The organism is Pseudomonas sp. PDM13 (assembly GCF_025685765.1).
In the GTDB taxonomy this organism is placed as follows: domain Bacteria; phylum Pseudomonadota; class Gammaproteobacteria; order Pseudomonadales; family Pseudomonadaceae; genus Metapseudomonas; species Metapseudomonas solani.
The window spans coordinates 146,033-170,390 of record NZ_JAOTQU010000008.1 but is presented as its reverse complement, the minus strand read 5'-3'; the positions used below and the strand labels follow the sequence as shown (position 1 = coordinate 170,390).

19 protein-coding genes and 1 riboswitch are annotated in these 24,358 nt (G+C 69.0%); of the genes, 7 read left to right on the top strand and 12 right to left on the bottom strand.

Annotated elements, in window-relative coordinates:
* Window positions 1-229 precede the first annotated feature (229 nt).
* The gene (locus OEJ36_RS11235) at window positions 230-1,678 is read left to right on the top strand and encodes a catalase (protein ID WP_263401592.1); all 1,449 of its coding nucleotides are present in this window, start codon (window positions 230-232) and stop codon (window positions 1,676-1,678) included.
* A gap of 67 nt (window positions 1,679-1,745) precedes the next feature.
* Here the strand turns inward: OEJ36_RS11235 and uvrA are convergent, their stop codons facing one another.
* On the bottom strand, window positions 1,746-4,580 hold the full coding sequence (gene uvrA, locus OEJ36_RS11230) for an excinuclease ABC subunit UvrA (RefSeq protein WP_263401591.1): 2,835 nt from the start codon (window positions 4,578-4,580) through the stop codon (window positions 1,746-1,748).
* A 210-nt stretch (window positions 4,581-4,790) separates the two neighbouring features.
* Between uvrA and OEJ36_RS11225 the strand changes: the two genes are divergently transcribed.
* Window positions 4,791-6,185, top strand: coding sequence for an MFS transporter (locus OEJ36_RS11225; protein WP_021219614.1), 1,395 nt, complete (start codon window positions 4,791-4,793; stop codon window positions 6,183-6,185).
* Window positions 6,186-6,194: 9 nt separating this feature from the next.
* Window positions 6,195-6,692 carry a single-stranded DNA-binding protein gene (locus OEJ36_RS11220; protein ID WP_263401590.1) on the top strand — a complete coding sequence of 166 codons (498 nt, stop codon included), beginning with the start codon at window positions 6,195-6,197 and terminating at the stop codon, window positions 6,690-6,692.
* A gap of 170 nt (window positions 6,693-6,862) precedes the next feature.
* Here OEJ36_RS11220 and OEJ36_RS11215 read toward each other — a convergent pair whose 3' ends face one another.
* The 8 genes from OEJ36_RS11215 to cobG all read right to left on the bottom strand — a co-directional run bounded on the left by OEJ36_RS11215 (window position 6,863) and on the right by cobG (window position 16,618).
* Complete coding sequence (locus OEJ36_RS11215) at window positions 6,863-8,038, bottom strand: PepSY-associated TM helix domain-containing protein (protein WP_263401589.1); 1,176 nt, start codon at window positions 8,036-8,038, stop codon at window positions 6,863-6,865.
* Window positions 8,039-8,118: 80 nt separating this feature from the next.
* On the bottom strand, window positions 8,119-10,527 hold the full coding sequence (locus tag OEJ36_RS11210; protein ID WP_263401588.1) for a TonB-dependent siderophore receptor: 2,409 nt from the start codon (window positions 10,525-10,527) through the stop codon (window positions 8,119-8,121).
* A gap of 80 nt (window positions 10,528-10,607) precedes the next feature.
* Entirely contained in the window at window positions 10,608-11,591 is a 984-nt protein-coding gene (locus OEJ36_RS11205; protein ID WP_263401587.1) for a FecR domain-containing protein, read from the bottom strand.
* The gene (locus OEJ36_RS11200; RefSeq protein WP_263401586.1) at window positions 11,588-12,088 is read right to left on the bottom strand and encodes a sigma-70 family RNA polymerase sigma factor; all 501 of its coding nucleotides are present in this window, start codon (window positions 12,086-12,088) and stop codon (window positions 11,588-11,590) included. The genes OEJ36_RS11205 and OEJ36_RS11200 overlap by 4 nt, the downstream gene beginning before the upstream one ends.
* Before the next feature lie 150 nt (window positions 12,089-12,238).
* A complete protein-coding gene (gene cobJ, locus OEJ36_RS11195) occupies window positions 12,239-13,894 on the bottom strand; it encodes a precorrin-3B C(17)-methyltransferase (protein WP_263401585.1) in 1,656 nt (551 codons plus the stop codon).
* Window positions 13,894-14,655, bottom strand: coding sequence for a precorrin-2 C(20)-methyltransferase (locus tag OEJ36_RS11190; protein WP_021219621.1), 762 nt, complete (start codon window positions 14,653-14,655; stop codon window positions 13,894-13,896). Before OEJ36_RS11190 ends, cobJ begins: the two co-directional genes overlap by 1 nt.
* A complete protein-coding gene (locus OEJ36_RS11185; RefSeq protein ID WP_263401584.1) occupies window positions 14,655-15,281 on the bottom strand; it encodes a precorrin-8X methylmutase in 627 nt (208 codons plus the stop codon). The genes OEJ36_RS11190 and OEJ36_RS11185 overlap by 1 nt, the downstream gene beginning before the upstream one ends.
* Window positions 15,278-16,618 carry a precorrin-3B synthase gene (gene cobG, locus OEJ36_RS11180; RefSeq protein WP_411860994.1) on the bottom strand — a complete coding sequence of 447 codons (1,341 nt, stop codon included), beginning with the start codon at window positions 16,616-16,618 and terminating at the stop codon, window positions 15,278-15,280. The genes OEJ36_RS11185 and cobG overlap by 4 nt, the downstream gene beginning before the upstream one ends.
* An 84-nt stretch (window positions 16,619-16,702) precedes the next feature.
* Window positions 16,703-16,893: riboswitch (cobalamin riboswitch) on the bottom strand.
* A gap of 81 nt (window positions 16,894-16,974) precedes the next feature.
* Here cobG and cbiE point away from each other — a divergent pair.
* The 4 genes from cbiE to OEJ36_RS11160 are packed head-to-tail and all read left to right on the top strand — an operon-like array spanning window position 16,975 to window position 20,760.
* A complete protein-coding gene (gene cbiE / locus OEJ36_RS11175; protein ID WP_263401582.1) occupies window positions 16,975-18,180 on the top strand; it encodes a precorrin-6y C5,15-methyltransferase (decarboxylating) subunit CbiE in 1,206 nt (401 codons plus the stop codon).
* A 44-nt stretch (window positions 18,181-18,224) separates the two neighbouring features.
* Window positions 18,225-19,322 carry a cobalt-precorrin-5B (C(1))-methyltransferase gene (locus OEJ36_RS11170; protein WP_263401581.1) on the top strand — a complete coding sequence of 366 codons (1,098 nt, stop codon included), beginning with the start codon at window positions 18,225-18,227 and terminating at the stop codon, window positions 19,320-19,322.
* Window positions 19,319-20,050, top strand: a complete 732-nt coding sequence (locus tag OEJ36_RS11165; protein ID WP_263401580.1) for a cobalt-precorrin-6A reductase — start codon at window positions 19,319-19,321, stop codon at window positions 20,048-20,050. The genes OEJ36_RS11170 and OEJ36_RS11165 overlap by 4 nt, the downstream gene beginning before the upstream one ends.
* A complete protein-coding gene (locus OEJ36_RS11160; protein ID WP_263401579.1) occupies window positions 20,047-20,760 on the top strand; it encodes a (2Fe-2S) ferredoxin domain-containing protein in 714 nt (237 codons plus the stop codon). Before OEJ36_RS11165 ends, OEJ36_RS11160 begins: the two co-directional genes overlap by 4 nt.
* A gap of 24 nt (window positions 20,761-20,784) precedes the next feature.
* Here the strand turns inward: OEJ36_RS11160 and OEJ36_RS11155 are convergent, their stop codons facing one another.
* The 3 genes from OEJ36_RS11155 to OEJ36_RS11145 all read right to left on the bottom strand — a co-directional run bounded on the left by OEJ36_RS11155 (window position 20,785) and on the right by OEJ36_RS11145 (window position 23,931).
* Window positions 20,785-21,927 (bottom strand): MFS transporter, encoded by a 1,143-nt coding sequence (locus tag OEJ36_RS11155; protein WP_263401578.1) that lies wholly within the window; start codon window positions 21,925-21,927, stop codon window positions 20,785-20,787.
* Window positions 21,928-22,273: 346 nt separating this feature from the next.
* Window positions 22,274-22,906 carry a vWA domain-containing protein gene (locus OEJ36_RS11150; RefSeq protein WP_263401577.1) on the bottom strand — a complete coding sequence of 211 codons (633 nt, stop codon included), beginning with the start codon at window positions 22,904-22,906 and terminating at the stop codon, window positions 22,274-22,276.
* A gap of 20 nt (window positions 22,907-22,926) precedes the next feature.
* On the bottom strand, window positions 22,927-23,931 hold the full coding sequence (locus tag OEJ36_RS11145; protein WP_263401576.1) for an ATP-binding protein: 1,005 nt from the start codon (window positions 23,929-23,931) through the stop codon (window positions 22,927-22,929).
* Window positions 23,932-24,358: the final 427 nt, after the last annotated feature.

The following is a 24,358-nucleotide window of genomic DNA, read 5'->3' as shown; positions in this document are numbered from 1 at the left end:
AGAGAAAACCGGGCCTAGTGCCCGGTTTTTTCGTTTCAGTCCTATGGTTTCCTTCTGTCCGTATCCTGCCTGGAAGGGCTCCGGAGCCTCGGTGGAAATAATCGATTCGGGCCTACAAATCGAAAGATAATATCTATCGATCGCTTTCTCGTAATGCATTGGCTCTGCATCGCCGGCTGCTTCATCCTGTTCCTCGTTGGCTAGTAACTATCCGTGAGGAAGCAAGATGATGGACAAGAAGACCTACCTGACCACCGCCTCTGGCGCCCCTGTCGCCGACAACCAGAATTCTCGTTCTGCCGGCCCGCGCGGCCCGCTGCTGCTCGACGATTTCCACCTGATCGAGAAGCTTGCGCACTTCAACCGCGAGAACATCCCCGAGCGTCGCGTTCACGCCAAGGGATCGGGTGCCTACGGCACCTTCACCGTCACTCGCGACATCACCCGCTACACCAGCGCCAAGCTGTTCGACGCCGTCGGCAAACAGACGCCCACTTTCCTGCGTTTCTCCACCGTAGGTGGTGAGCGCGGCTCGGCTGACACCGAGCGCGACCCGCGCGGCTTTGCCCTGAAGTTCTATACCGAAGAGGGCAACTGGGACATCGTCGGCAACAACACCCCGGTGTTCTTCATCCGCGATCCGCTGAAATTCCCCGACTTCATCCATACCCAGAAGCGCCTGCCGCAAAGCAACCTGAAGAGCGCGCAGATGATATGGGACTTCTGGTCGCACTCGCCCGAGGCGCTGCACCAGATCACCATCCTGTTCTCCGACCGCGGCATCCCGGATGGCTACCGTCACATGCACGGCTTCGGCAGCCACACCTACAGCCTGGTCAACGCCCAGGGTGAGCGTCATTGGGTCAAATGGCACTACAAGACCAAGCAGGGCATCAAGAACTTGGCGCCGGCCGAAGCGGCCCGCCTGGCCGGTACCGACCCGGATTACGCCCAACGCGACCTGTTCAACGCCATCGAGCGCGGTGAGTTTCCCAAGTGGAGCGTGTGCATCCAGATCATGAGCGAGGCCCAGGCCGAAGCGCACCACGAGAGCCCCTTCGACGTGACCAAAACCTGGTCGCAGAAGGAGTTCCCGCTGATCGAAGTGGGCGAGCTCGAGCTCAACCGCAACCCGTTGAACTACTTCGCCGAGGTCGAGCAGGCCACCTTCGGGCCGAGCAACATGATTCCGGGCGTCGGCCTGTCGCCGGACCGCATGCTGCAAGGGCGCGTATTCGCCTATGCCGATGCGCACCGCTACCGCGTGGGCACCAACCACCAGCAACTGCCGGTGAACGCACCGCGCTCGCCGGTGAACAGCTACCAGCGCGATGGCTCCATGGCGTTCGGCAGCAACGGTGGTGCCGCGCCCAACTACGAGCCCAACAGCTACGCGAATGCCCCCAAGCAGGCACCGCAGTACGCCGAGCCGCCGCTGCCGCTGAATGGCGCCGCCGCCCGTCACGATCATCGTGAGGACAGCGACTACTACAGCCACGCCGGTGCGCTGTTCCGCCTGATGAGCGCCGAGCAGAAGGCGTTGCTCATCAGCAACATCGCTGGCGCCATGGCCGGTGTCACCGAGGATGTGGTGCAGCGCCAGCTGCAGTACTTCTTCAAGGCCGACCCGGCCTACGGCGAAGGCATCGCCAAGGCGCTGGGCGTCCAGCTCGGCTGACCCTTCACCGGGCATGAAAAGCCCCTGTCACCTCACGGTGGCAGGGGCTTTTCATTGTGGCCAGGACTCAGGCGCGATCACGTTCCAGCAGCGGCTTGAGGAAGTGCCCCGTGTGGGACTGCTTCATCTTCGCCACGTCTTCCGGCGTGCCGGTGGCGATGATCTGGCCACCTTTGGAACCGCCCTCGGGACCCAGGTCAACCAGCCAGTCGGCGGTCTTGATCACATCCAGGTTGTGCTCGATGACCACCACGGTGTTGCCGTGGTCGCGCAGGCGGTGCAGCACATCGAGCAACTGCTGGATATCCGCAAAGTGCAGGCCCGTGGTCGGCTCGTCGAGGATGTACAGCGTCTTGCCGGTGTCGCGCTTGGACAGCTCGCGGGACAGCTTCACTCGCTGCGCCTCACCACCGGACAGCGTGGTCGCCGACTGCCCCAGGCGGATGTAGGACAGGCCCACGTCCATCAGCGTCTGCAGCTTGCGCGCGATGGCCGGCACGGCATCGAAGAACTCCCGCGCTTCTTCGATGGTCATGTCCAGCACCTCGGTGATGCTCTTGCCCTTGTAGCGTACCTCCAGGGTCTCGCGGTTGTAGCGCTTGCCCTTGCACACGTCGCAGGGCACGTAGATGTCCGGCAGGAAGTGCATCTCCACCTTGATCACGCCATCGCCCTGGCAGGCCTCGCAGCGGCCGCCCTTCACGTTGAAGGAGAAGCGCCCCGGCCCGTAGCCACGGGAGCGCGACTCCGCGACGCCGGAGAACAGCTCGCGGATCGGCGTGAACAGCCCGGTGTAGGTCGCCGGGTTGGAGCGCGGGGTGCGGCCGATGGGGCTCTGGTCGATGTCCACCACCTTGTCCAGGTGCTGCAGCCCATCGAAGCTGTCGTGGGGTGCCGCCTCCAGCGTGGTTGCGCCATTCAGTGCGGTGGCGGTGATGGGGAACAGGGTGTTGTTGATCAGCGTCGACTTGCCCGAGCCCGATACGCCGGTGATGCAGGTCAGCAGCCCGACCGGTATCTCCAGGTTGACGTTCTGCAGGTTGTTGCCGCGCGCGCCCTTGAGCAGCAGCGACTTCTTCTTGTCGCGCGGGGTGCGCTTGGCCGGCACTGCGATCTTCACCCGGCCGGAGAGGTACTTGCCGGTCAGCGAGTCGGGGTGCGACATCACTTCATCGGGAGTGCCCTCGGCGACCACGCGGCCACCGTGCACGCCTGCGCCCGGGCCGATGTCCACCACGTAGTCGGCGAGGCGGATGGCGTCCTCGTCGTGCTCTACCACGATCACCGTGTTGCCGATGTTGCGCAGGTGGGTGAGGGTGGCCAGCAGGCGCTCGTTGTCCCGCTGATGCAGGCCGATGGAGGGCTCGTCGAGGATGTACATCACGCCCACCAGGCCCGCGCCGATCTGGCTGGCCAGGCGGATACGCTGCGCCTCGCCACCGGAGAGCGTATCGGCGCTGCGGTCCAGGGTCAGGTAGTCGAGGCCGACGTTGACCAGGAACTGCAAGCGCTCGCGGATCTCCTTGAGGATCTTATCGGCGATCTCGCCCTTGCGGCCGGGCAGGCTCAGCTCGCCGAAGTAGTCGGCGGCATCGCCCACCGGCAAGCCGGTCACCGCCGGCAGGGTCTTCTCGCCCACCCACACATGGCGCGCTTCGCGGCGCAGGCGGGTGCCGCGGCAGTCCGGGCAGGGCTGGGTGCTGAGGAACTTGGCCAGCTCCTCGCGCACGGTGTTCGATTCGGTCTCGCGGTAGCGACGCTCCAGGTTGGGGATGATCCCCTCGAACGGGTGCGAGCGCTTGACGATATCGCCACGGTCATTGAGGTAGCGGAAGTCCACGTCCTCGCGGCCGCTGCCGAAGAGGATCGCCTTCTGGTCCTCGGCCGGCAGCTCGTCGAAGGGCTTCTCCAGGCTGAAGCCGTAGTGCGCGGCCAGGGAGCCGAGCATCTGGAAGTAATAGACGTTGCGCCGGTCCCAGCCGCGGATCGCGCCTTCGGCCAGGGTCAGCTCGCCGTTGACCAGGCGCTTGGCGTCGAAGAACTGCTTCACCCCCAGGCCGTCGCAGGTGGGGCAGGCGCCGGCGGGGTTGTTGAAGGAGAACAGCTTGGGTTCCAGCTCGCTGATGGAGTGGCCGCAATGGGGGCAGGCGAAGCGCGCGGAGAAGATGATCTCGTCGCCCGGCTCGTCGTCCATCGGCGCCACCAGGGCGATGCCGTCGGCAAGGTTGATCGCCGTCTCGAAGGATTCCGCCAGGCGCTGCTGCAGGTCGGCACGGACCTTGAAGCGGTCCACCACCACATCGATGGAGTGCTTCTTCTGCTTGTCCAGCTTGGGCAGCTCGTCCATCTCGTAGATGCGGCCGTTGACCCGGGCCCGCACGAAGCCCTGGGCGCGCAGTTCGTCGAACACCGCCAGGTGCTCGCCCTTGCGCTCGCGGATCACCGGCGCCAGCAGCATAAGCTTGCGGCCCTCGGGCATCGCCAGCACCTGGTCGACCATCTGGCTCACGGTCTGCGCTTCCAGCGGCACGTCATGGTCCGGGCAGCGCGGAGTCCCTGCACGGGCGTAAAGCAGGCGCAGGTAGTCGTAGATCTCGGTGATGGTGCCCACGGTGGAGCGCGGGTTGTGCGACGTGGACTTCTGCTCGATGGAGATGGCCGGCGACAGCCCTTCGATGGTGTCGACATCCGGCTTTTCCATCATCGACAGGAACTGCCGGGCATAGGCCGACAGCGACTCCACGTAGCGGCGCTGGCCCTCGGCGTAGAGGGTGTCGAAGGCCAGGGAGGATTTGCCGGAACCGGACAGGCCGGTGATCACGATCAGCTTGTCGCGCGGCAGGGTGAGATCGACGTTCTTCAGGTTATGGGTACGGGCCCCACGGATCAGGATCTTGTCCACTGCTGCCTCGTTTGGCGTGCGGGAAACCCGCGATTATACGGGGCGTGCCTACCCTGCGGCAAAGGCGCGCGGCTGTGCTGTAGACCATTGGGGCTGTTAGAATGCGCGACATTTTTTGGCGCCGGCCCAGGCCGGGCACCCAGGGTCGGGTGCATGCGCCACCGAGGGGCCACGACGCACTTCCCCCTATCCGTTTCCCATGAGGAATCTATGCACGACTCCCATTCTGAGCGCATGAGCGGTCGCGAGACCCGAGCGGCCAGCGGCCTCGCCCTGGTGTTCGCCTTCCGCATGCTCGGCATGTTCATGGTGCTGCCGGTCCTGGCCACCTACGGGCAGGACCTGGCCGGCGCGACCCCCGCGCTGATCGGCCTGGCCATCGGCGCCTATGGCCTCACCCAGGCCGTGCTGCAGATCCCCTTCGGCATCGTCTCCGATCGCATTGGCCGCCTGCCCGTCATCTATATCGGCCTGCTGATCTTCGCCGCCGGCGCGGTGCTCGCCGCCAACGCCGATTCCATCTGGGGCGTCATCGCCGGCCGTGTGCTGCAGGGCGCCGGGGCGATCTCCGCCGCGGTGATGGCGCTGCTCTCCGACCTCACTCGCGAGCAACACCGCACCAAGGCCATGGCCATGATCGGCATGAGCATCGGCGTCTCCTTCGCCGTCGCCATGGTGGTCGGCCCGCTGGTCACCCGTGCCTTCGGCCTGTCCGGGCTGTTCTGGGTGACGGCCGTGATGGCCCTAGTGGGCATCGCCATCATCGCCCTGGTGGTGCCCCGTGCCGACCACCCGCTGCAGCACCGCGAATCCGGCGTCGCCCGCCAGGCGCTGCTGCCCACGCTCAAGCACCCGGACCTGCTGCGCCTGGACTTCGGCATCCTCGCCCTGCACGCCGTGCTCATGGCCAGCTTCGTCGCCCTGCCGCTGGCGCTGGTGGAGAAGGCCGGCCTGCCCAAGGAGCAGCACTGGTGGGTCTACCTCACCGCGCTGCTGGTGGGCTTCTTCGGCATGGTGCCCTTCATCATCTACGCCGAGAAAAAGCGCCGCATGAAGCGTGTGCTGCTCGGCGCCGTCAGCGTGCTGCTGGCCTGCGAGCTGTACTTCTGGGCCTTCGGCGACACCCTGCAGGCCTTGGTCATCGGCACCATCGTCTTCTTCACCGCCTTCAACCTGCTGGAAGCCTCGCTGCCGTCGCTGATCAGCAAGGTCGCCCCGGCCGGCGGCAAGGGCACCGCGATGGGTGTCTACTCCACCAGCCAGTTCCTCGGCGCCGCCCTCGGCGGCATCCTGGGGGGCTGGTTGTTCCAGCACGGCGGGCTGTCGGTGGTATTCATCGGCTGCGCCGTTGTCTGTGCGATTTGGCTCGCCATTGCTGTTACTATGCGCGAGCCTCCGTATGTCACCAGCCTGCGCCTGCCCTTGTCGGCAGCGGCCCTCGGCGATGCCGGGCTGGTGGCGCGATTGCTGGCATTGCCCGGAGTGGCGGATGCTGTGGTGGTCGCCGAAGAAGGCGCCATCTACATCAAGTTGGATACCGAACAATTGGACCGCACGTCCCTGGAGCGCCTGATCAACGCGGCGCCCGAACGTGCTGAAGCCTAGGAGAACGTTATGGCCCGTGGGGTTAACAAAGTCATTCTGGTTGGCAACGTCGGTGGTGATCCCGAAGTTCGCTACATGCCCAACGGCAATGCCGTGACCAACGTCACCCTGGCCACCAGCGAAAGCTGGAAGGACAAGCAGACCGGCCAGCAGCAGGACCGCACCGAATGGCACCGCGTGGTGTTCTTCGGCCGTCTCGCCGAAATCGCCGGCGAGTACCTGCGCAAGGGCTCGCAGGTCTACGTCGAAGGCACCCTGCGCACCCGCGAGTGGGAAAAAGACGGCGTGAAACGCTACACCACCGAGATCGTGGTCGACATCAACGGCCAGATGCAGCTGCTCGGCGGCCGTCCCGGCAACGATGGCGATTCCGCTCCGCGTGCCCCGCGCCCGCAGCGCGAGCCGCAACAGTCCGCCCCGCGTGAGCAACAACAGCGCCCGGCTCCGCAGCCCGCCGCCCAACCGGCGCCGGACTACGACAGCTTCGACGACGACATCCCGTTCTGATCGGATCGTCCTGAAGCACCAGAACCCCTGCCATCGCGCAGGGGTTTTTCATTTCCGGGTTCGGAGTCCTGGCCCCGGGCTGAAGCCCGGGCTACGCGCTCCGTAGGATGGGTAGAGCTCCGCGAAACCCATCAAGCAGACAGGCAGCGCGCCGCCCCAGCCGATGACGATCACGCCACCCCGCGCGCGAACCTCCGTGCCTTGCGCTTGCGCCACCAGATGTACACGCCGGTGAGCGACAGCCCGGCGATGGCCAGCCCCAGCAATGCAATGGCGATGCGCCCGGGCAGGCCGGCGATGCGCCCGCCATGGATGGGTGCCTGCAGGCGGTAGAAGCGCTCCCCCGGCGTGCCGCGCCCGGCGATCTCCTCGCCTATCAACCTGCCGTCGGTGCCGTGGAAGAACAGCCAGGACTTGTCCATCGGGTTGGCCTCGTGGCCACCGAAACCGGCGCCGAAGAAGTTGTACTCGAAGCTGTAGTACAGCTCGCCGATTTCGCCCGTGATACCCAGCCGCTCACCTTCCGCCTGCGCCAGCCGGTAGATGCGCTGGTAATCCATCTGTGTCTCGCCCAGCTGTTCGCGGGGCATCTGGCTGCGCTGCTGGTAGGTGCTCGGCGGCGCCTCGGAGAACAGTGACACCACCGGCTTGAACACCTGCTCCGGCAGGTTCATCGCCACGCTGCTCACCGCCACCGGCAGGAGCAGCAGCCACAACCAGAGCCCACCGGCCCGGTGCAGGTCGAGGTTGCGCCGGTAGCGGCCGGCACCGCGCTTGAGCGTCCAGGCCGTCCACCATTTCTTCAGGAAGGGGTGGCCGCGGGGCAGCGTCAGCCAGGCGCCAGCGAAGCAGTCGATCACCCAGAGGATCGCCACCAACCCCATCAGGATCAGCCCCCAGTTGCCCGGCAGCGCCAGGTTGTAGTGGAACTCCAGCATGAAGGGGATGAAGTTCTGCGCCTGCAGGCAGCAGGCACCCCACTGGCGCATGCCCAGCTCGGCGCCGCTCACCGGGTCCAGGTAGATCACCCGGTGATGCAGGTCGTAGGGCGCGCCGGTGGCCGGGTCGGTACGCGGCACCGCGGCCATCAGCGCCGCATGGCCGGCCTCGTCCGGGTACTCCATGTACCAGACCTGCAGGCGCGGCTCGGCGCCCTCGATACGCTGCACCAGTTCGCCGGGGGACAGCAGCGGCCCCTGTGCAGGCGCGTGGTAGAAGGCCGGGTTCAGCCATTCGTCGATCTCGTGCTGGAAGGCCAGCAGGCTGCCGGTGAGCCCGGCGAGGGCGAGGAACAGCGCGGTGGCCAGGCCGAGGTAGCGGTGCAGCAGGACGAGAAGAGGGCGCATGGATGCTCTCCTGTGGATAAGTCGATCACGCAAACGCACGAGCCCGCCCCGGTGCCGGGGCGGGCTCGTTCAGGCACCGGTCAGAACTGGTAGCTGAGGGTGGCGGTGACGTTGCGCTGCTCGCCGAAGTAGCAGAAGTCCAGGCTGTAGCAGGAGGCGATGTAATCCTCGTCCAGCAGGTTGTTGGCGTTCAGGCTGAGGTCCATGCCCTTGAGCCCCACCTTGCCCAGGTCATAGCCCACCAGCGCATCGATCAGGGTGTAGGAGGGCACGTGCAGGGTGTTGGCCTTGTCCGCCCAGCTCTGGCCGACGTAGCGCGCGCCGAGGCCGGTGCGCAGGCCGTCCAGGGCGCCGGCGTCGAAGCTGTACTCACCCCAGATGGAGGCCATGTGGCGCGGCGCCTGGTTCGGCGTATTGCCCTGGGTGCCGTCCAGCGACTTGGAGTAGGTGATGTCGGTGAAGGTGTAGCTGGCCAGCACCTTCAGGTTTTTGGTCACCTGGGTGTTGGCTTCCAGTTCCAGGCCCTGGGAGCGCACTTCGCCCACCGGGGTGTACCAGTCCTGCTGCGGCAGCTTGGAGGCGACGTTCTGCTGGACGATGTGGAACAGCGAGGCGGTGTACAGGCTGTCGCTGCCCACCGGCTGGAACTTCACCCCGGCCTCCCACTGCGTGCCCTCGGTGGGCTCCAGCGGCTTGCCGGCCTGGTCCGAATAGGCGTTGGGGTTGAAGGATTCGGAATAGCTGATGTACGGCGCCACGCCGTTGTCGAACAGGTACAGCGCGCCGAGACGGCCGGTGAACTTGCTGCGGCGCTCGTCCGACTTGCTGCCGGCGGTCACGTTCTTGTCCGAGACCTCCACCCAGTCCTCGCGCAGGCCGATGGAGAAGCGCCACTGGTTCAGGTCGATCAGGTCCTGCAGGTAGAGGCCGGTCTGCTCCAGGCGGCGGTCGTGCTCCACCTGGCCGTAGCCCACCAGCGCATCGTTGCCGTACACCGGGTTGAAGGCGTCGATCGGGGCGAGGGCGGCGGAGCCCCATTCCACGTTGGTCTTGCGGTTCTGGTAATCCAGGCCCATCAGCAGGGTGTGACGCAGGGCGCCGGTGTCGAATTCGGCCTGGACCATGTTGTCGACGATGTAGGCCTTCAGGTCCTCGGTGGCATCGGTGTAGTAGCGGTTCAGCTCGGTGGGGGAGGCCCAGCCGTAGGCGTACGCCTGCTGCATGCTCACGTCGGAGCTGAGGTAGCGGAAGCTCTGGCGCGCGGTCCACACGTCATCGAAGCGGTGCTCCAGCTGGTAGCCGAACATGCGCTGGGTGCGGTCGAAGGCTTCCAGGCTCGGCTCGCCGTCGAAGAAGTCACGACCGATGCGCTGGCCGCTGCGCTGGTACAGGGTGCCCTCGGCCGGTACGCCGCCGTGGTAGCCGCCGTTCGGGTCGTGCTGCAGGTAGCTCTGCAGGGTCAGGCTGGTGTCTTCGCTGAAGTCGATGGAGAGGGTCGGCGCGATGGCGTAGCGCTCTTCCTTGATGTGGTCGAACTGGGTGTCCGAACCCTCGCCCAGGCCCACCACGCGATAGGCGATGCGCTTGTCCTCGTCCAGCGGGCCGCTGAAGTCGAAGCCCGCGCCCTTCTGGCCCATGTTGCCCACGGTGGCCTGCACCTGGTGGTAGTCCTCGTAGAGCGGCTTCTTGCTGGTCAGCGCCACCAGGCCGCCCGGCAGGCTGCGGCCATAGAGCACCGAGGAGGGGCCCTTGAGCACGTCGATGCGCTCGAGGAAGTACGGGTCCACCTGCAGCGAGCTGTAGGTGCCGCTGTCGCCCATGGTCTTCAGGCCGTCGAGGTAGACGTTGTCCACGCTGTTGTCGGCGAAGCCGCGCATGACGATGTAGTCGTAGCGGTTCGAGGCGCCCACCTGGCCGGTGAAGATGCCAGGGGTGTAGCGGATCGCCTGCTGCACGGTCTTCGAGCCCTGGTCCTCGATCTGCTTGTGAGTCACCACCGAGACGGTCTGCGAGGTTTCCAGCAGCGCCTTGCTGGTCTTGGTGGCGATCTGGCTGTGGGTGGCCAGGTAGCCCTCTTCGCTGCCCAGCGCGTTGCCCAGGGCGAACACCTGGGTGGAGGGCACCTCCAGCGCGCCCTGGGTCTTCACCTCGCGCAGCACGTAGCTGCCATCGCCCAGGCTCTCGGCCTGCAGCGGCGTGTCCCCCAGCAGCTGGCCCAGCGCGCCTTCCACCGACCAGGTGCCGCTCAGGCCTGGGGACTGCAGGCCACGGGTCTGCTCCGGGGTGGCGGAGAGGCTGATCCCGGCCTCACGGGCGAAGCGGTTGAGCACCTCGCCAAGCGGCCCGGCGGGGATGGCGTAGCTGCGGCTGGCGCTGGCCGCGGCTTCCTCGGCGAAGGCCGGTGTGCCCAGCAGCGGGGCGGCCAGTGCGGCGGAAAGCAGGGCGCCGCGTACGGCAAGGGCGAGGCGGGAGTCGCGAGGTGCGGTCATGAAGGCTTCCGTGAAAGGCAAAGGTTAATGGGATTCATTCCCTTTGCCGGACGTTGCGGAAAAACCCGCCAAAAAAGATTTCAGGCCCTGGCCTGTACCGTCACCCACCAGCGGGTGCGGTAGTGCACCTCCACCGGCAGCGTGCGGCTCAGCAGCTCCAGCAGCTTGTCGGTGTCGTCCAGGCGGTACACGCCAGAGAGGCGCAGGTCGGCGATGGCCTCGCTGCAGGCCAGGCGGCCGTTGCGGTAGCGCGAGACTTCGGCGAGGAAGTCGGCCAGGCGCATGCCACGGGTGACGATCAGCCCATCGGCCCAGGCGGCTGCGTCCATGTCTGCGGCCTCCAGCGGGCGCGCGGCGTACTCGTTGATATCGAAGCGTTGCCCGGCGCGAGCGACCAGGGCGCCGGTGCCGGCCAATGGGGCGATGCTCACGGCCCCTTCGGCGACGCTCAGGCGGGTGGCGGCCTGCTCCTGGCGCACCACGAAGCGGCCACCCAGGCTCTCCAGCAGGCCGTGGCGGGTGCGCACGCGCAGGGGGCGGGGGATGCCCGTCGTGGCGTCAGGGCCGCTGTCGACGAGGATCTCGCCACGGTCCAGCAGCAGCAGGCGCTGGTGCTCGTCGAAACGCACATCCACTGCGCTGTCGGTGTTCAGGTGCAGTTGCGTGCCATCGGCCAGCGCAACGTGGCGGCGTTCACCAACGGCGGTGCCGTAATCGGCGGTCAGGCGCGGCCAGGGCGTCAGGTCGCGGGCCAGCCACAGCGCGGAACCGCTGACCATGGCCGCCGACAGCAGCTTCAGGGCCTGGCGGCGACGCAGGCGCTGGGCCGAGGTTTCCAGGGTCTCCATCACCGCGCCGGCGCCGGGCACGGCTTTCAGCGCGCTGGACAGTTCGTCGTCCAGCATCTGCACGCGCTGCCAGGCCTGTTCGTGGTTCTGGTGGGCGGCGCGCCAGTGTTCGCAGGCGCGCTGCAACTCGGCATCACCGCTGGCGGAGCGCAGGCGCACCAGCCAGTGGATGGCCTGGCGCACCACCTGCGCATCGGTCTGGGGCGAGGCGCTCATTCGGCGAAGCGCAGCTGGTAGCAATGGAACAGGGCGTCGGCGACATGGCGCTCCACCGAACGCAGGGAGATGCCCATGCGCTCGGCCACCTGCACATGGGGCAGCCCCTCGCACTGGGCCAGCAGGAAGGCGGTGCGCACCTTTGGCTTCAGGCCATCGAGCATGCGCGCGATGCGCTCCAGCAACTCGAGGATCTGCTCGCGCTCCTCCAGGCTCGGCGTCTGCGCCTCCGGCAGGTGGGCGAGGGATTCCAGGTAGGCCCGCTCCAGTTCCTCGCGGCGCCAGTGGTCGATCACCAGCCCCCGCGCGACGGTGCGCAGGAAGGCGCGCGGCGTGGCGATCTCCAGCTGCTCACGGCGGGCGAGCAGGCGCAGGAAGGTGTCCTGGGCCAGGTCGGCGGCATCGGCGGCGTTGCCGAGGCGGCCGCGCAGCCAGTTCTTCAGCCAGCCGTGATGGTCGCTGTAGAGGCGTTGCACACTGAGATGGGGAGACGACATGGGGTCACCGAAGAATCGGTAGCAAATGAAAATTAATCGCATTTTCTTGATGCGCGAAGGGATTTGCAACGTTGGCGTGCAGGAAAAGGGCGGCCGGTCATGTCGAACCGTCCGCCCTTGCTTCGCGTCCTGCCAGGTGCGGGTGCCGCCTCAGCGATACCAGCGCGGGGTGTACACCCAGTCCTGGCCGTCGGGGCGGGGAATGCGCCGGGTCAGTGACGAACCGATGATCACCAGGGTGCGCATGTCCACCTGTTCCGGGCGCAGCTCGCCGAGGCTGGTAAGCGTCAGCGCCTCGGCCGGGCGGCCGATGTCGCGGCCCAGAACGACCACGGTTTCCGGGCGGCGGTGGCGGGCGACGATTTCCAGCGCGCGGGCCAGCTGCCAGGGGCGGGCCTTGGAAATGGGGTTGTAGAAGGCCATGGCCAGGTCGGCGGCGCCGGCGTGGTCGAGGCGTTGCTCGATCACTTCCCAGGGCTTGAGGTTGTCCGAGAGCGAGATCAGGCAGAAGTCGTGGCCCAGGGGCGCACCAGCCTTGGCGGCAGTGGCCAGGGCGGCGGAGACGCCGGGGAACACCTGCAGCTCAACCCGTTGCCAGTGCGGGTCGCGGTTGTCGTCCAGGGCTTCGAGCACGGCGGCGGCCATGGCGAACACGCCCGGATCACCCGAGGACACCACCACCACCCGGCGCCCGCTGGCGGCCAGCTCGAAGGCGTGGCGGGCGCGTTGCAGCTCCTCGCGGTTGTCGGTGCAGTGCAGCACCTGCTCGGGACGGAAGGGCCCGGCCATGCGGATGTAGGTCTCGTAGCCCAGCAGGTCCTCGGCCTCGTCCAGGGCGCGGCGCGTGGCCGGGACCATGAACTCGGCGGCGCCCGGGCCCAGGCCTACCACCGTCAGGCGGCCACGGCGCTGGCCGATGCGCTCCACATCCAGCGGCCGCTCCGCGCGGTACAGGCGGATGCCGGAAAGGTGCGGGTGCAGGGGCGGCAGCGCCTGTTCGCTCACCACGAAGCGCAATGGCACGCCGAGTTCGTCGGCGCAGGCGGCCAGCGTGGCGTCGGTCATGCGCTCGGGGTCGGCCAGCAGGCAGGCGAGGGCGCCCCTGGCCAGCCCGGCGGTTGCCAGGGCCTGGCGCACGGCGCCGGCGTCCGCTGCCTCGTCGAGGCGCGCCGCCACCACGCGGGGGTGAATCAGCAGCTCGTCACCGGCATCGGGACGTTGCTCGGCGGTGATGTGGATAACCCGCTGCGCCTGCTCCGCCAGGGGCAGGTTGGCGCTCTCCAGCCAGGGCGCCTCGCCCTCGACGCGGACGGATTCGCCACCCAGCAGGTCGGAGACGAAGCGCTTGCCCTGCTCGATATCGGCCAGGGCATAGCCCGGCGGCGGCTCCAGCAGGCAGGTGCCGAAACGCAGTTCGCCGCTGGTGGTGATGGCCGGGGCCACCTCCAGTTGCGCGGCGATCTCGCGGGCCATGCGGTTGACCCCGCCGAGCCCGCCCAGCAGCGGCACCACGGCGCTGCCGTCTTCGGCCACGGCCAGCACTGGTGGCTCGGCACCCTTGCTGCCCAGTTGCGAGGCGAGGCTGCGGATAAGGATGCCGGCGGCGCACAGGGCGATGATCGGCCTGTCGTCGCGATAGAGCCCGCGCAGGGTTTCGCCGAACTCGGCGTAGGTTTCGTCGGCGTCTTCCACGCGCCCGGCCAGGCCGAGCACGCGCGCCTGTGGATAAAGCGCCTGGATGCGCCGGGCGACGGGCAGGCCGCCCTGGCCGAGCAGCAGGATGGCCGGGGCCTTGCGCGCGTCCATCACCCTCTCCACTTCTGGCCGGGGACCAGGATCATGGAGAAGTAGGGCGAAGCCATCGGGTCCACCTCGTGCAGCGGCAGGATGCGCTGGTTGCCCATGGTGGCGCGCTCCACGTAATGGGCACGGCCGTCCAGGCCCAGCTCGCCGAGCACCCGGCGCACCTTGTCGAAATTGCGCCCGAGCTTCATCACCACCGCCGCCTCGGCATCCGCCAGGCGCGCCTTCAGCTCTGCCTCCGGCAGCACGCCGGAGAGCACCGAAAGGCTCTGGTTGCGGTACACCAGCGGCACGCCGAGCACCGCGGCGCTGCCCAGCATGGAGCACACGCCCGGCACCACTTCGGCCTCGTAGCGCTCGGCCAGGCGGTCGTGCAGGTACATGTAGGAGCCGTAGAAGAACGGGTCGCCCTCGCAGATCACCGCCACGTCGCGGCCGGCGTCCAGGTGCTGGGCCACCTGCTGGGCGGCGGTGTCGTAGAAGTCGCTGATCACATCCTCGTAGGAGAGCGGTGGCTCCAGCTTCTCGGTGGTCACCGGGTAGACCAGGGGCATGCGCAGCTGCGACTCCACCAGGTGCTGCTCGATGATGCCGAAGGCATTGCCGCCCTGGCCCAGGTTGGCCTTCGCCTTGGCCACGAAGTAGCCGACTACTGGGGCCGACTGCAGCAGGCGCAGGGCCTTGAGGGTGATGAGTTCCGGGTCGCCGGGGCCAACGCCCAGGCCGATCAGCCGGCCCTTGCCGGAATGTTCCTGCGCACCCATCACTCCACCTCCGTGGCCAGGGCGTTGATCGCCGCCGCGGCCATGGCGCTGCCGCCACGGCGCCCACGCACGATCACGTAGGGCACGCCACGGCTGTCGGCGGCGAGCATGTCCTTGGATTCCGCCGCACCGACGAAGCCCACCGGGAAGCCGAGGATCAGCGCCGGCTTCGGTGCGCCGGCATCGAGCATCTCCAGCAGGTAGAAGAGCGCGGTGGGTGCGTTGCCGATCACCACCACGCTGCCTTCCAGGTGCTCGCGCCAGTGCTCCAGGGCCACCGCCGAACGGGTATTGCCCAGCTCGCGGGCCAACTCTGGCACGCCGGCGTCATTGAGAGTGCAGATGACCTTGTTGTCCGCCGGCAGGCGCGCGCGGGTCACGCCCTCGGCCACCATGCGCGCATCGCAGAGAATCGGCGCGCCAGCGGCGATGGCGGCACGGCCGGCAGCACCGGCACCGGGGGAGAAGCGCAGGTCCTGCACCACGTCGACCATGCCGCAGGCGTGGATCACACGCACGGCGAGCTTCTCCAGGTCCGGCGGGATGGCGGTGAGGTCCGCCTCGGCGCGGATGATGGAGAAGGAGTGGCGATAGATCTCCTGACCATCGCGGATGTAATCGATCATTCGGTGGAGCTCCAGCTGTCAGGCATGGCGGCCAGCCAGGCGGCCGCCGCGTGTATGTCCAGGTCGCGCGCCAGCGGGCGGCCGAAGCCACCGGCGCCGTCGTCGCGTCGATAGAGGTCGTAGTGGCCGTCGCCCGTGGCCAGCAGGGTCAGCGGCGCCACGTTGGCGGCGGCGCAGGAGCGCGGGCAGCCGCACAGGTGCACCTGGGCACCGTCGGGCAGCACGGCGGCTAGGGTCAGGGCGTCGGCCTTGGTGTCGGCCAGGCCCTTGGCGCAACCGGCGGAACCGGTGCAGGCCTGGATGCGCGCCAGGGGCGCGTCGATATCGGTGCACAGGCCCAGGGCCGCGAGCTCGGCCAGCAGCGGGGCGGTTTCCTGCCCCGGCACGTTGGGCAGCAGCACGGATTGCCAGGGGGTCATGTGCAGGCTGCCGTCGCCGTGGCGCTGGGCCAATTCGGCGAGGGTCAGCAACTGGCTGGCCTGCAGGCGCCCCAGGGGCGGGATGGCGCCCACCAGGTACAGGCCGGCTTGCAGTTGCGGCAGTACGCCGACGGGGCGCAGGTCGCTGGCAGCGCGGCGCCAGTTGCCCGCGTCGTGCAGCGGGAAGGGCAGGCGCTGGCGCAGTTCGGCCAGCAAACGCTCGGTGCCGAGGCTGCCGAGCAGGTCGCGCATGCGGGCCTGCTGCGGCGTGGCCAGTTCGAGGAACAGGTCCAGCAGCGCCTCCACCAGGGCCGGCACCCGGGCGCCGGGTACTGCCGCGAGGGCGGGGGCGTCGTCGGTTTCGCGGGGCGGGCAGCCGGCCAGGCCGAAGGCGAACAGGCCGTCCTTTCCGGGCTCCATGGCGGCCAGCCAGATGTCGTTGGGGTGGTCGAGCATCGCCAGGGCTTCGCCGCCGTCCAGCAGCAGGGCGAATTTGGGCGAAAGCACGTGGAAGCGCGGGTTGTCTTCCAGCAGGGCCAGCAGGCGCGTGGCCAGGGGGCGGATGTCCTGCAGCGCCTGCGGGTCGAGCCCGGCGGCGGGGCTGACCATCAGGTTGCGTACATCGTCCGCGCCCGGCGTGGCGGCGCCCAGGCCGATGGCCAGCAGCTCGGCGATCAGCGCCTGTTCGTTGCCCGGGGTCACGCCACGGATCTGCAGGTTGGCGCGGTTGGTGGCTTCCAGCACGCCGCCGGAATGGCCATGGGCGGCGATCGACAGGGCCTCGGCCGTGCCGGCCTGCAGGCGACCGCAGGGCAGCTTGATGCGGCAGATGCCGCCATCCTTCGCCGGGACGATGCGCAGCAACCCCGGGCAGGCCGAGGGGCGGACGGATGGAGCGCTGGAGGGAGCCTGTTTCACCGTGGTCACCGGGTCAGTTGCCGCGGCGACCGTGTCCCCCGCAAGGGGAACCCTGGCACCGAGACACCCCGCTCGATGCGTGCACACGCGACTGGTGTCACCGGCAGGTCTCCTGGCTGGCAGGTCGGTGTCCGTCGCGGCCTTCCCGGTTTCCCAGTGGCACGGATCGCGAGAACTCGCTGCATACAGTTGCGGGGGCAGCCACGGCTTGGACCGTGTTCCCTCTTAGGCCGGGCGCAGTGGGCGCTCCGGCAACCGGTGAAGGGCGCTATTATGCCCGCTTTGCACGGCCGTGGGATGCGGCTGGTTGTCGGATGCCCAACGGATGCGGCACGGTCGGATACGAGGAAAAACGCATGCAGCCCTGGCTGACGCTGGTGGGGATAGGCGAGGACGGCTACGCCGGCCTGGGCAAGGCCGCGCGCCACGCGCTGCTGGCCGCCGAGGAGGTGGTGGGCGCCCCGCGCCAGCTGGAACTGCTGCCCCATTGCATCCGCGCCCGGCGCAGTGCCTGGCCCAGCCCCTTCTCCCTGGAGCCGCTGCTGCAACGCCGTGGCGCGCCGGTCTGCGTGCTGGCCAGCGGTGACCCGATGCTGTTCGGCGTCGGCGCCAGCTTGGCGCGGCAGCTGCCCGCCGACGAACTGCGTGTGCTACCCGCGCCGTCGTCCACCTCCCTGGCTGCCGCGCGCCTGGGCTGGCCGTTGCAGGACACCACCCTGGTCTCCCTGGTGGCGCGGCCCCTCGCTGCACTCAACCTGCACCTGCATGACGGTGCCCGCCTGCTGGTGCTGAGCACCGACGGTGCAAGCCCCGCTGCCATCGCTGGCCTGCTGAACGAACGCGGCTTCGGCCCCAGCGCCATGACCGTGCTGGAGCACCTGGGCGGCCCGGCCGAGCGGCGCATCGACGGCATTGCCAGCGAGTGGCCGGCCATGGAGGTCGCCGCCCTCAACCTGGTGGCCATCGACTGCCGCGCCGGCGAACAGGCCCAGCGCCTGCCGCTCACCTGCGGCCTGCCCGACGACGCCTATCGCCACGACGGCCAACTGACCAAGCGCGACGTTCGCGCCATCACCCTCGCGCGCCTGGCGCCGCAACCCGGGCAACTGCTCTGGGACGTGGGTGCCGGCAGCGGCTCCATCGGCATCGAATGGATGCGCGCCCATCCCACCTGCCGCGTCCTCGCCGTCGAAGCCGACGAGGGCCGCCAGGCACACATCCGCCACAACCGCGACGCCCTCGGCGTGCCCGGCCTGCAACTGGTGGCCGGCCAGGCCCCCACCGCGCTGGACGGCCTGCCCGTGCCCGATGCCGTATTCATCGGTGGCGGCGTCACCGAACCCGGCGTGCTGGAGCGGTGCTGGAGCCAGCTCAAGCCCGGCGGCCGTCTGGTGGCCAATGCCGTGACCCTGCAGAGCGAGGCGGTGCTGGTGGCCTTCCGCGAAGCCCATGGCGGCGAGCTGACCCGCATCGCCATTGCCCAGGCCCAGCCCCTGGGCGGCTTCGACACCTGGCGCTCGGCACTGCCCATCACCCTGCTCGAGGTGCTCAAGGATGCCTAGGTTGGCGCCGAGCGCCGCCGAGTCCTGCCCTGCACGACCCCGCCATGCGTGATGAAACCCCCGAACAGCCGGCTCCCCTGCGCAGCGGCTACACCACCGGCAGTTGTGCCACCGCCACCAGCCTGGCGGCGGCGCGCCTGTTGCTGGGCGGTGCGTCGAGCGACGCGGTGGAGATCGTCCTGCCCAAGGGCCAGCAGGTGCTCATGCGCCTGGAGTTCTGCCGCCTGATCGAGGGCGGCGCCGAGGCGGGCACCCTGAAGGATGCCGGCGACGATCCGGACGTGACCCACGGCGCGCTGATCTATGCCCAAGTGCGCCTGGCCGCCGAACCGGGGGTGCGCTTCCACGCCGGGCCCGGCGTCGGCACCGTCACCAAGCCGGGCCTGACCCAGGCGGTGGGTGAGCCGGCGATCAACCCGGTGCCACGGCGGATGATGACCGAGCACCTCACGCGCCTGGCCCAGGAGCGCGGTCACGCCGGCGGCTTCGAGGTCACCGTCTGCGTGCAGGGCGGCGCCGAGCTGGCGCTGAAAACCATGAACCCGCGCCTGGGCATCCTCGGTGGCCTATCGATCCTCGGCACCACCGGCATCGTCCGGCCCTTCTCCTGCTCGGCCTACATCGCCTCCATCCACCAGGGCATCGACGTCGCCCGCGCCAACGGCTTCACCCACCTGGCCGCCTGCACCGGCAACGCCAGCGAGGACGCCATGCGTCACCGCTATGGTTTCGACGATACCGCGCTGATCGAGATGGGCGACTTCGCCGGCGCCGTGCTCAAGCACCTGCGCAAGGCACCGGTGGAAAAGCTCAGCCTGTGCGGTGGCTTCGGCAAGATCAGCAAGCTCGCCGCCGGCCACATGGACCTGCACAGCCGCCACTCCAGCATCGACCTGCCGCTGCTCGCCGAATGGGCCGCCGGCCTGGGCGCCGATGCCGAGCTGCAGGACGCCATGCGCGGGGCCAACACCAGCCAGCAGGCGCTGGCGCTGGCCCACGCCGCCGGGGTGCCCCTGGGCGATGCGGTCTGCGCCCACGCCCTGGCCTTTGCCCGCCGCACCGTACCGGCCGGCGTCAGCCTGGAAGTCTTCGCCATCGACCGCCAGGGCAACCTGGTGGGCCAGGCCCTGGAGCATCCATGAAACGCATCCTGCTGCTGGGTGGCGTCACCGAGGCCCTGGCCCTGGCCCGGCGCCTCGGCCCTGAACACACCTACAGCCTCGCCGGCCTTGGCAAGGTGCCGGCCGACCTGAGCTGCCAGGTGCGCGTCGGCGGCTACGGCGGTGCCGAAGGGCTGGCGCGCTACATCGAGGACAATGGCATCGGCCTGCTGCTCGACGCCACCCACCCTTATGCCGCACAGATCAGCCACAACGCCGCCCGCGCTGCCGAGCTTGCTGGCGTGCCCTGCTGGGCATTGCGTCGCCCCGGCTGGCGCGCCGGCGAGGGTGACGATTGGCGCGAGGTTGTCGATTGGGCCGAGTTGATCGACGCCCTGGCCACCTTCCAGCGTCCCTTCTTCACCCTTGGCCGCGAGCCCCTGGAGCACCTGGGGGAAATCCCCGTCCACCAGCACTGGACGGTGCGCTGCCTGCAAAGCCAGGCGCCCGGTGAACGCTTCGAGGTGATAGGCGCCCGTGGCCCGTTCGTTCTGGACGAGGAGCGAGCGTTGTTCGAGCGGCTGCGCAGCGACGTGCTGGTCAGCAAGAACAGCGGCAGCCAGTCCACCGAACCCAAGCTGCAGGTGGCCCGCGAGCGTGGCCTGCCGGTGCTGATCCTCAAGCGCCCCGAGCTGCCTCCCGTCACCCGTGAATTCGACTCGCTCGACGGCCTCTGGCAGGCCCTCGTCCCCTACCTGGAAACACCATGACCGCCACTCCCTACGCCCGCGTGCTGTTCGCCGGGCCCGACCTCGACACCGGCTCCTTCGCCGAGCTGTTCCGCCGCCAACTGAGCACCCTGCGCGGTGAGGCGGCACTCGCCGACATCGTCGACACCGGCGCCGGCCTCGATGCACTGCTGCATGCCGTGCAGGCCAGCCCGCGCCCGCTGCTGGTAATCGACCTCGACCCGCAGTCCAGCGCCCAGCACCTCGACTGGTTGCGCAGCGAGCTGGGTCGCCTCGACGCCCCCGAGCAACTCTTCGTCGCCAGCCTGCTGGGCCAGTACGACAGCGACCCGGCCGGCGCCGCCGTTGCCCTGGTCGAACGCCACGAGCTGCACCTGGCCTGCGTTGGCGTGCCGGAGCTTCCAAGCAGCCACGCCTGGTCCTGCATCCCGCCCCACGCTCGCCGACTGCTGCTGTGCAACGGCCCGCGCTGCACCCGCCGTGGTGCGCTGCCGCTGTGGAAGAAACTGCGGGAAACCCTCAAGGCCGCCGGCAAGCTGGAATGCGAAGGCGGCGTGCACATCACCCGCACCCAATGCCAGTTCCCCTGCGACCTCGGCCCCACCGCCAGCCTCTACCCGGAAGGCGAGTGGTACCGCATCCGCGATGAGGCGGAGGTGCTGCGCTGGGTGCAGGAACGAATAGTCGAAGAACGGGCGGTGCCGGAGATGCTGACCCACGCGGGCGGTTGATCTGGTTTCAGTTTTTCTGGCTTTTCACCGCGCGAAGCGCCCCGCCGTCAGCGGTGCCGAGAGCATCAGCGCGCCGAGGATCATGAAGGCCGTGACCAGGCCCAGGCCCTGGGCGACGAAGCCCACCAGCGCAGGCCCGGCGAGTACGCCGGCGTAGCCGACGGTGGTCACCGCGGCCACCGCGAGGTTGGGCGGCATGGCGCTCTGGCGGCCGGCAGCGGTGAACAGCACCGGCACGATATTGGCCGCGCCCAGCCCGACCAGCAGGAAGCCCGCCAGCGCCAGAGCGGTGTGCGGGGCCAGCAGCATCAGCGCGAAGCCGGCCGTGGCCAGCAGGCCGCCGCCCACCAGCACGCGGAGCTCCCCCAGGCGGGCGATCACCCGGTCGCCCGTCAGCCGGCCGCTGAGCATCGCCAGGGAGAACAGCGCATAGCCGACCCCGGCCTTGGCCGGGTCGAACTGGCGGGTTTCCACCAGCAGGATGGCGCCCCAATCCAGCAGCGCGCCCTCGGCCAGGAACATGGCGAAGGTCAGCGCTCCCAGCAGCAGAACGATCCCGCGCGGCAGCACGAACAGCGGCCCTTCGCTGCCCGAGCGGGTGCGCAACAGGCGCGGTGCCGCGAGGGCGAGCCCGAGGATGACCACCAGCAGGGCGACGAGAATCGCCGGCAGCGGTGCCAGCCCGGCGGCCAGCAGCCCGGTCATGCCGAGGGAACCGACGAAACCGCCGAGGCTGAACATGCCGTGGAAGCCCGACATCAAGGGAACCGGTGCGTCGTTCGCCACCTCCACGGCGTGGATGTTCATCGCCACGTCCATGGCCCCCAGGGAGGCGCCGAACAAGGCCAGGGCCAGGGCCAGCACCAGGCTGGAGTCGGCACCGGCCAGCAGCGGCATGGCGCAGCACAGGCCCACCCCGCCCACCAGGATCACCGGGCGGGCACCGATCCGTCCTGCCAGCACGCCGGCCACCGGCATGGACAGCATCGAGCCGGCCCCCAGGCACAGCAGCAACAGCCCCAGCACCGCCTCCTCGATACCCAGGCGCGCCTTGGCGTAAGGCACCAGCGGCGCCCAGCAGGCCATGCCGAAGCCGGAGACGAAGAACGCCAGGCGCGTGGCGAGGCGGGTGGCTGAGCTGTCGGCGCAGGGCACGGCTTGGTTCATCGGACATTCCGCAAAGAAAAGGGGCGGACCTTAACACGTGCCCGGGGCGGGCGACGTTCGACCATCTGGTTGATGGACGATCCAGGGCGCGGGTGGTTCAGCTCCGACGCAGGCGTAGGTTGGCGCCGAGCGCAGCGAGGCCCAACGTTGCGAGGTCGGCATGTGCAACTTCGTTCACCAGGCATCCGCGAGGGCGGCTCGCATTTGGGTACACCTTCAGCTCCGCCCGGTGGACCGGTGAAGCGTGGTCCACCCGCGGCGGGAAACCCGCGAGTGGCACGCACCTCGTAGGGTGGACATCGCTCTTTATGTCCACCAAGCGGGGCCGATTCCGAACGCGCCCGGCTCAGTCCGACAGCGCCCGGTAGTCCGCACCCAGTTCCTCTGCCAATTGGCGGGCGCGGCCGAGGCGGATGGGGCCGCCCTCGATGTCCACCAGCAGCGTGTCGCAGCCCAGCGGCTCCAGGGCGGACCAGTCCTTGAGGCGGCCATCGGTGAGGATGAGCACGCGCTGGTGCTCCGCGGGCTTTTGTCGTTGGCGGCGCTGCAACCAGTCACGGGCCAGGTGCAGGGCCTCGATCAGCGGGGTGCCGCCGCCGGCGCCGAGGCCGTCGAGCCACTGGTGCAGGGAAGTCGAAGCCTTGCTGCCCTGCCACAGCCAGCGCGGTTCGCGGCCGGTGGCGTGGAGCACGGCGAGGCGGGCGCGCTGGCGGTAGGCGGATTCGAACAGCCCGGCCAGCAGGCCTTTGGCGCGGGACAGGGCGCCGTGGCGGCGGGTGGAGGCGGAGGCGTCCACCAGCACCAGCCAGAGCGCATCGGGGCGTTGGCCCCGGGGGTGGCGGACCAGGTCGTCGGCCTTGCGCGGGCGGCCGCGCAGCAGGGTCGGCAGCCATTGGATGGCACCGTCGCGCCCGCCACGGGCCGGGCCGCTGCGGCCGTTGGCGAGTGTCCCGGGGCCTGGTCTGGCATCCGCGCCCATGACCCGGCGCGGGCGGATGCTCAGGGCTTTTTTGGCCAGCCCGGCAGCTCGCGTCGGGTGTCGGTGGGCACGGGTTGCGCGGGCAGCTCGCCCCACTGGCCTTCGGCGTCGGCGGTATCGCTTGGCGCCGGCGCGGAGGCGGGCGGCTGTGCCGGCGGGGCCGAGGGCGGCGCTGCATGGCGGCGGCGATGGGCCAGGGCGAAGTGCTCGACGGCGTCGATATCCACCGCCTCGATGCGTGGGGCGCTACGCCAGGCGGCATGGGCACGGGCGGCGCGCAGCCACACCAGGTCGGCGCGCAGGCCGTCGACGCCAGCGGCGAAGCAGCGCTGGGCGATCCGGTCCAGGGCGCTGTCATCCAGGGGGATGGCGGCGAGGCGTTCGCGGGCGTCCTGGCAACGGCGCGCGAGCGCCTGCTGCGGGGCGTCCCACTGGGCGATGAAACCCTGCGGGTCGGCGTCGAAGGCCAGGCGGCGGCGCACGATCTCGGCGCGCTCGGCCGGTTGCGGCTGGCCATCGAGGGTGACCTTGAGGCCGAAGCGGTCCAGCAGTTGCGGGCGCAGCTCGCCTTCCTCGGGGTTCATGGTGCCGATCAGCACGAAGCGCGCGGCGTGGCGGTGGGACAGGCCGTCGCGCTCCACCAGGTTGACCCCGCTGGCGGCGACGTCCAGCAGCAGGTCCACCAGATGGTCGGGCAGCAGGTTCACCTCGTCGACATAGAGCACGCCACCGTGGGCCTTGGCCAGCACGCCGGGGGAGAACTGCGCACGGCCTTCGCCCAGGGCCGCGTCGAGGTCAAGGGTGCCGACGATGCGTTCCTCGCTGGCGCCCAGGGGCAGGGTGACGAAGATGCCTTGTGGCAGCAGGTCGGCGATGCCCCGGGCCAGGGTGGACTTGGCCATGCCGCGCGGGCCTTCGATCAGCACACCGCCGATGGCCGGGTCGATGGCCGCCAGGTACAGCGCGAGCTTCAGCTCGTCGGCGGCGACCACGGCGCTCAAGGGGAAGTGGGGGAGCTCGGACATGACGGGTTCCTGAAAACGCATCGCGGCATGGTAGCGAAAGGCCGAACGCGCTGATAGAAATCAGTGATTGAACGGCGGCCGGCGATGCAGTAATTTGGCCAGCATTCGCTTTGGAGATCGTCATGCCGCACCTCGCTTCCACTCCGCTCACCGCTTGCCAGGCCCAACGCCCGGCATGTGCGCGCGTGGCTGCTGCGGCCAGCTATTTCTATGGGTATTGGTTTAGCCACGGGCTGGCCTGATACCTGATCAGGCGGCCCACTCCAGCAGGGTCGCCAACCAAAGCTCCACAAAACCCCCGGTCGGCAACCCGCCCGGGGGTTTTTGTTTTTCCAGGGCCCACAAGGCCAAACGCACGTAATCCGAGGATCGCACCATGATCAGCTACCGCACCTACGCCACCTATTACCGCAACTCCGACTGGCGA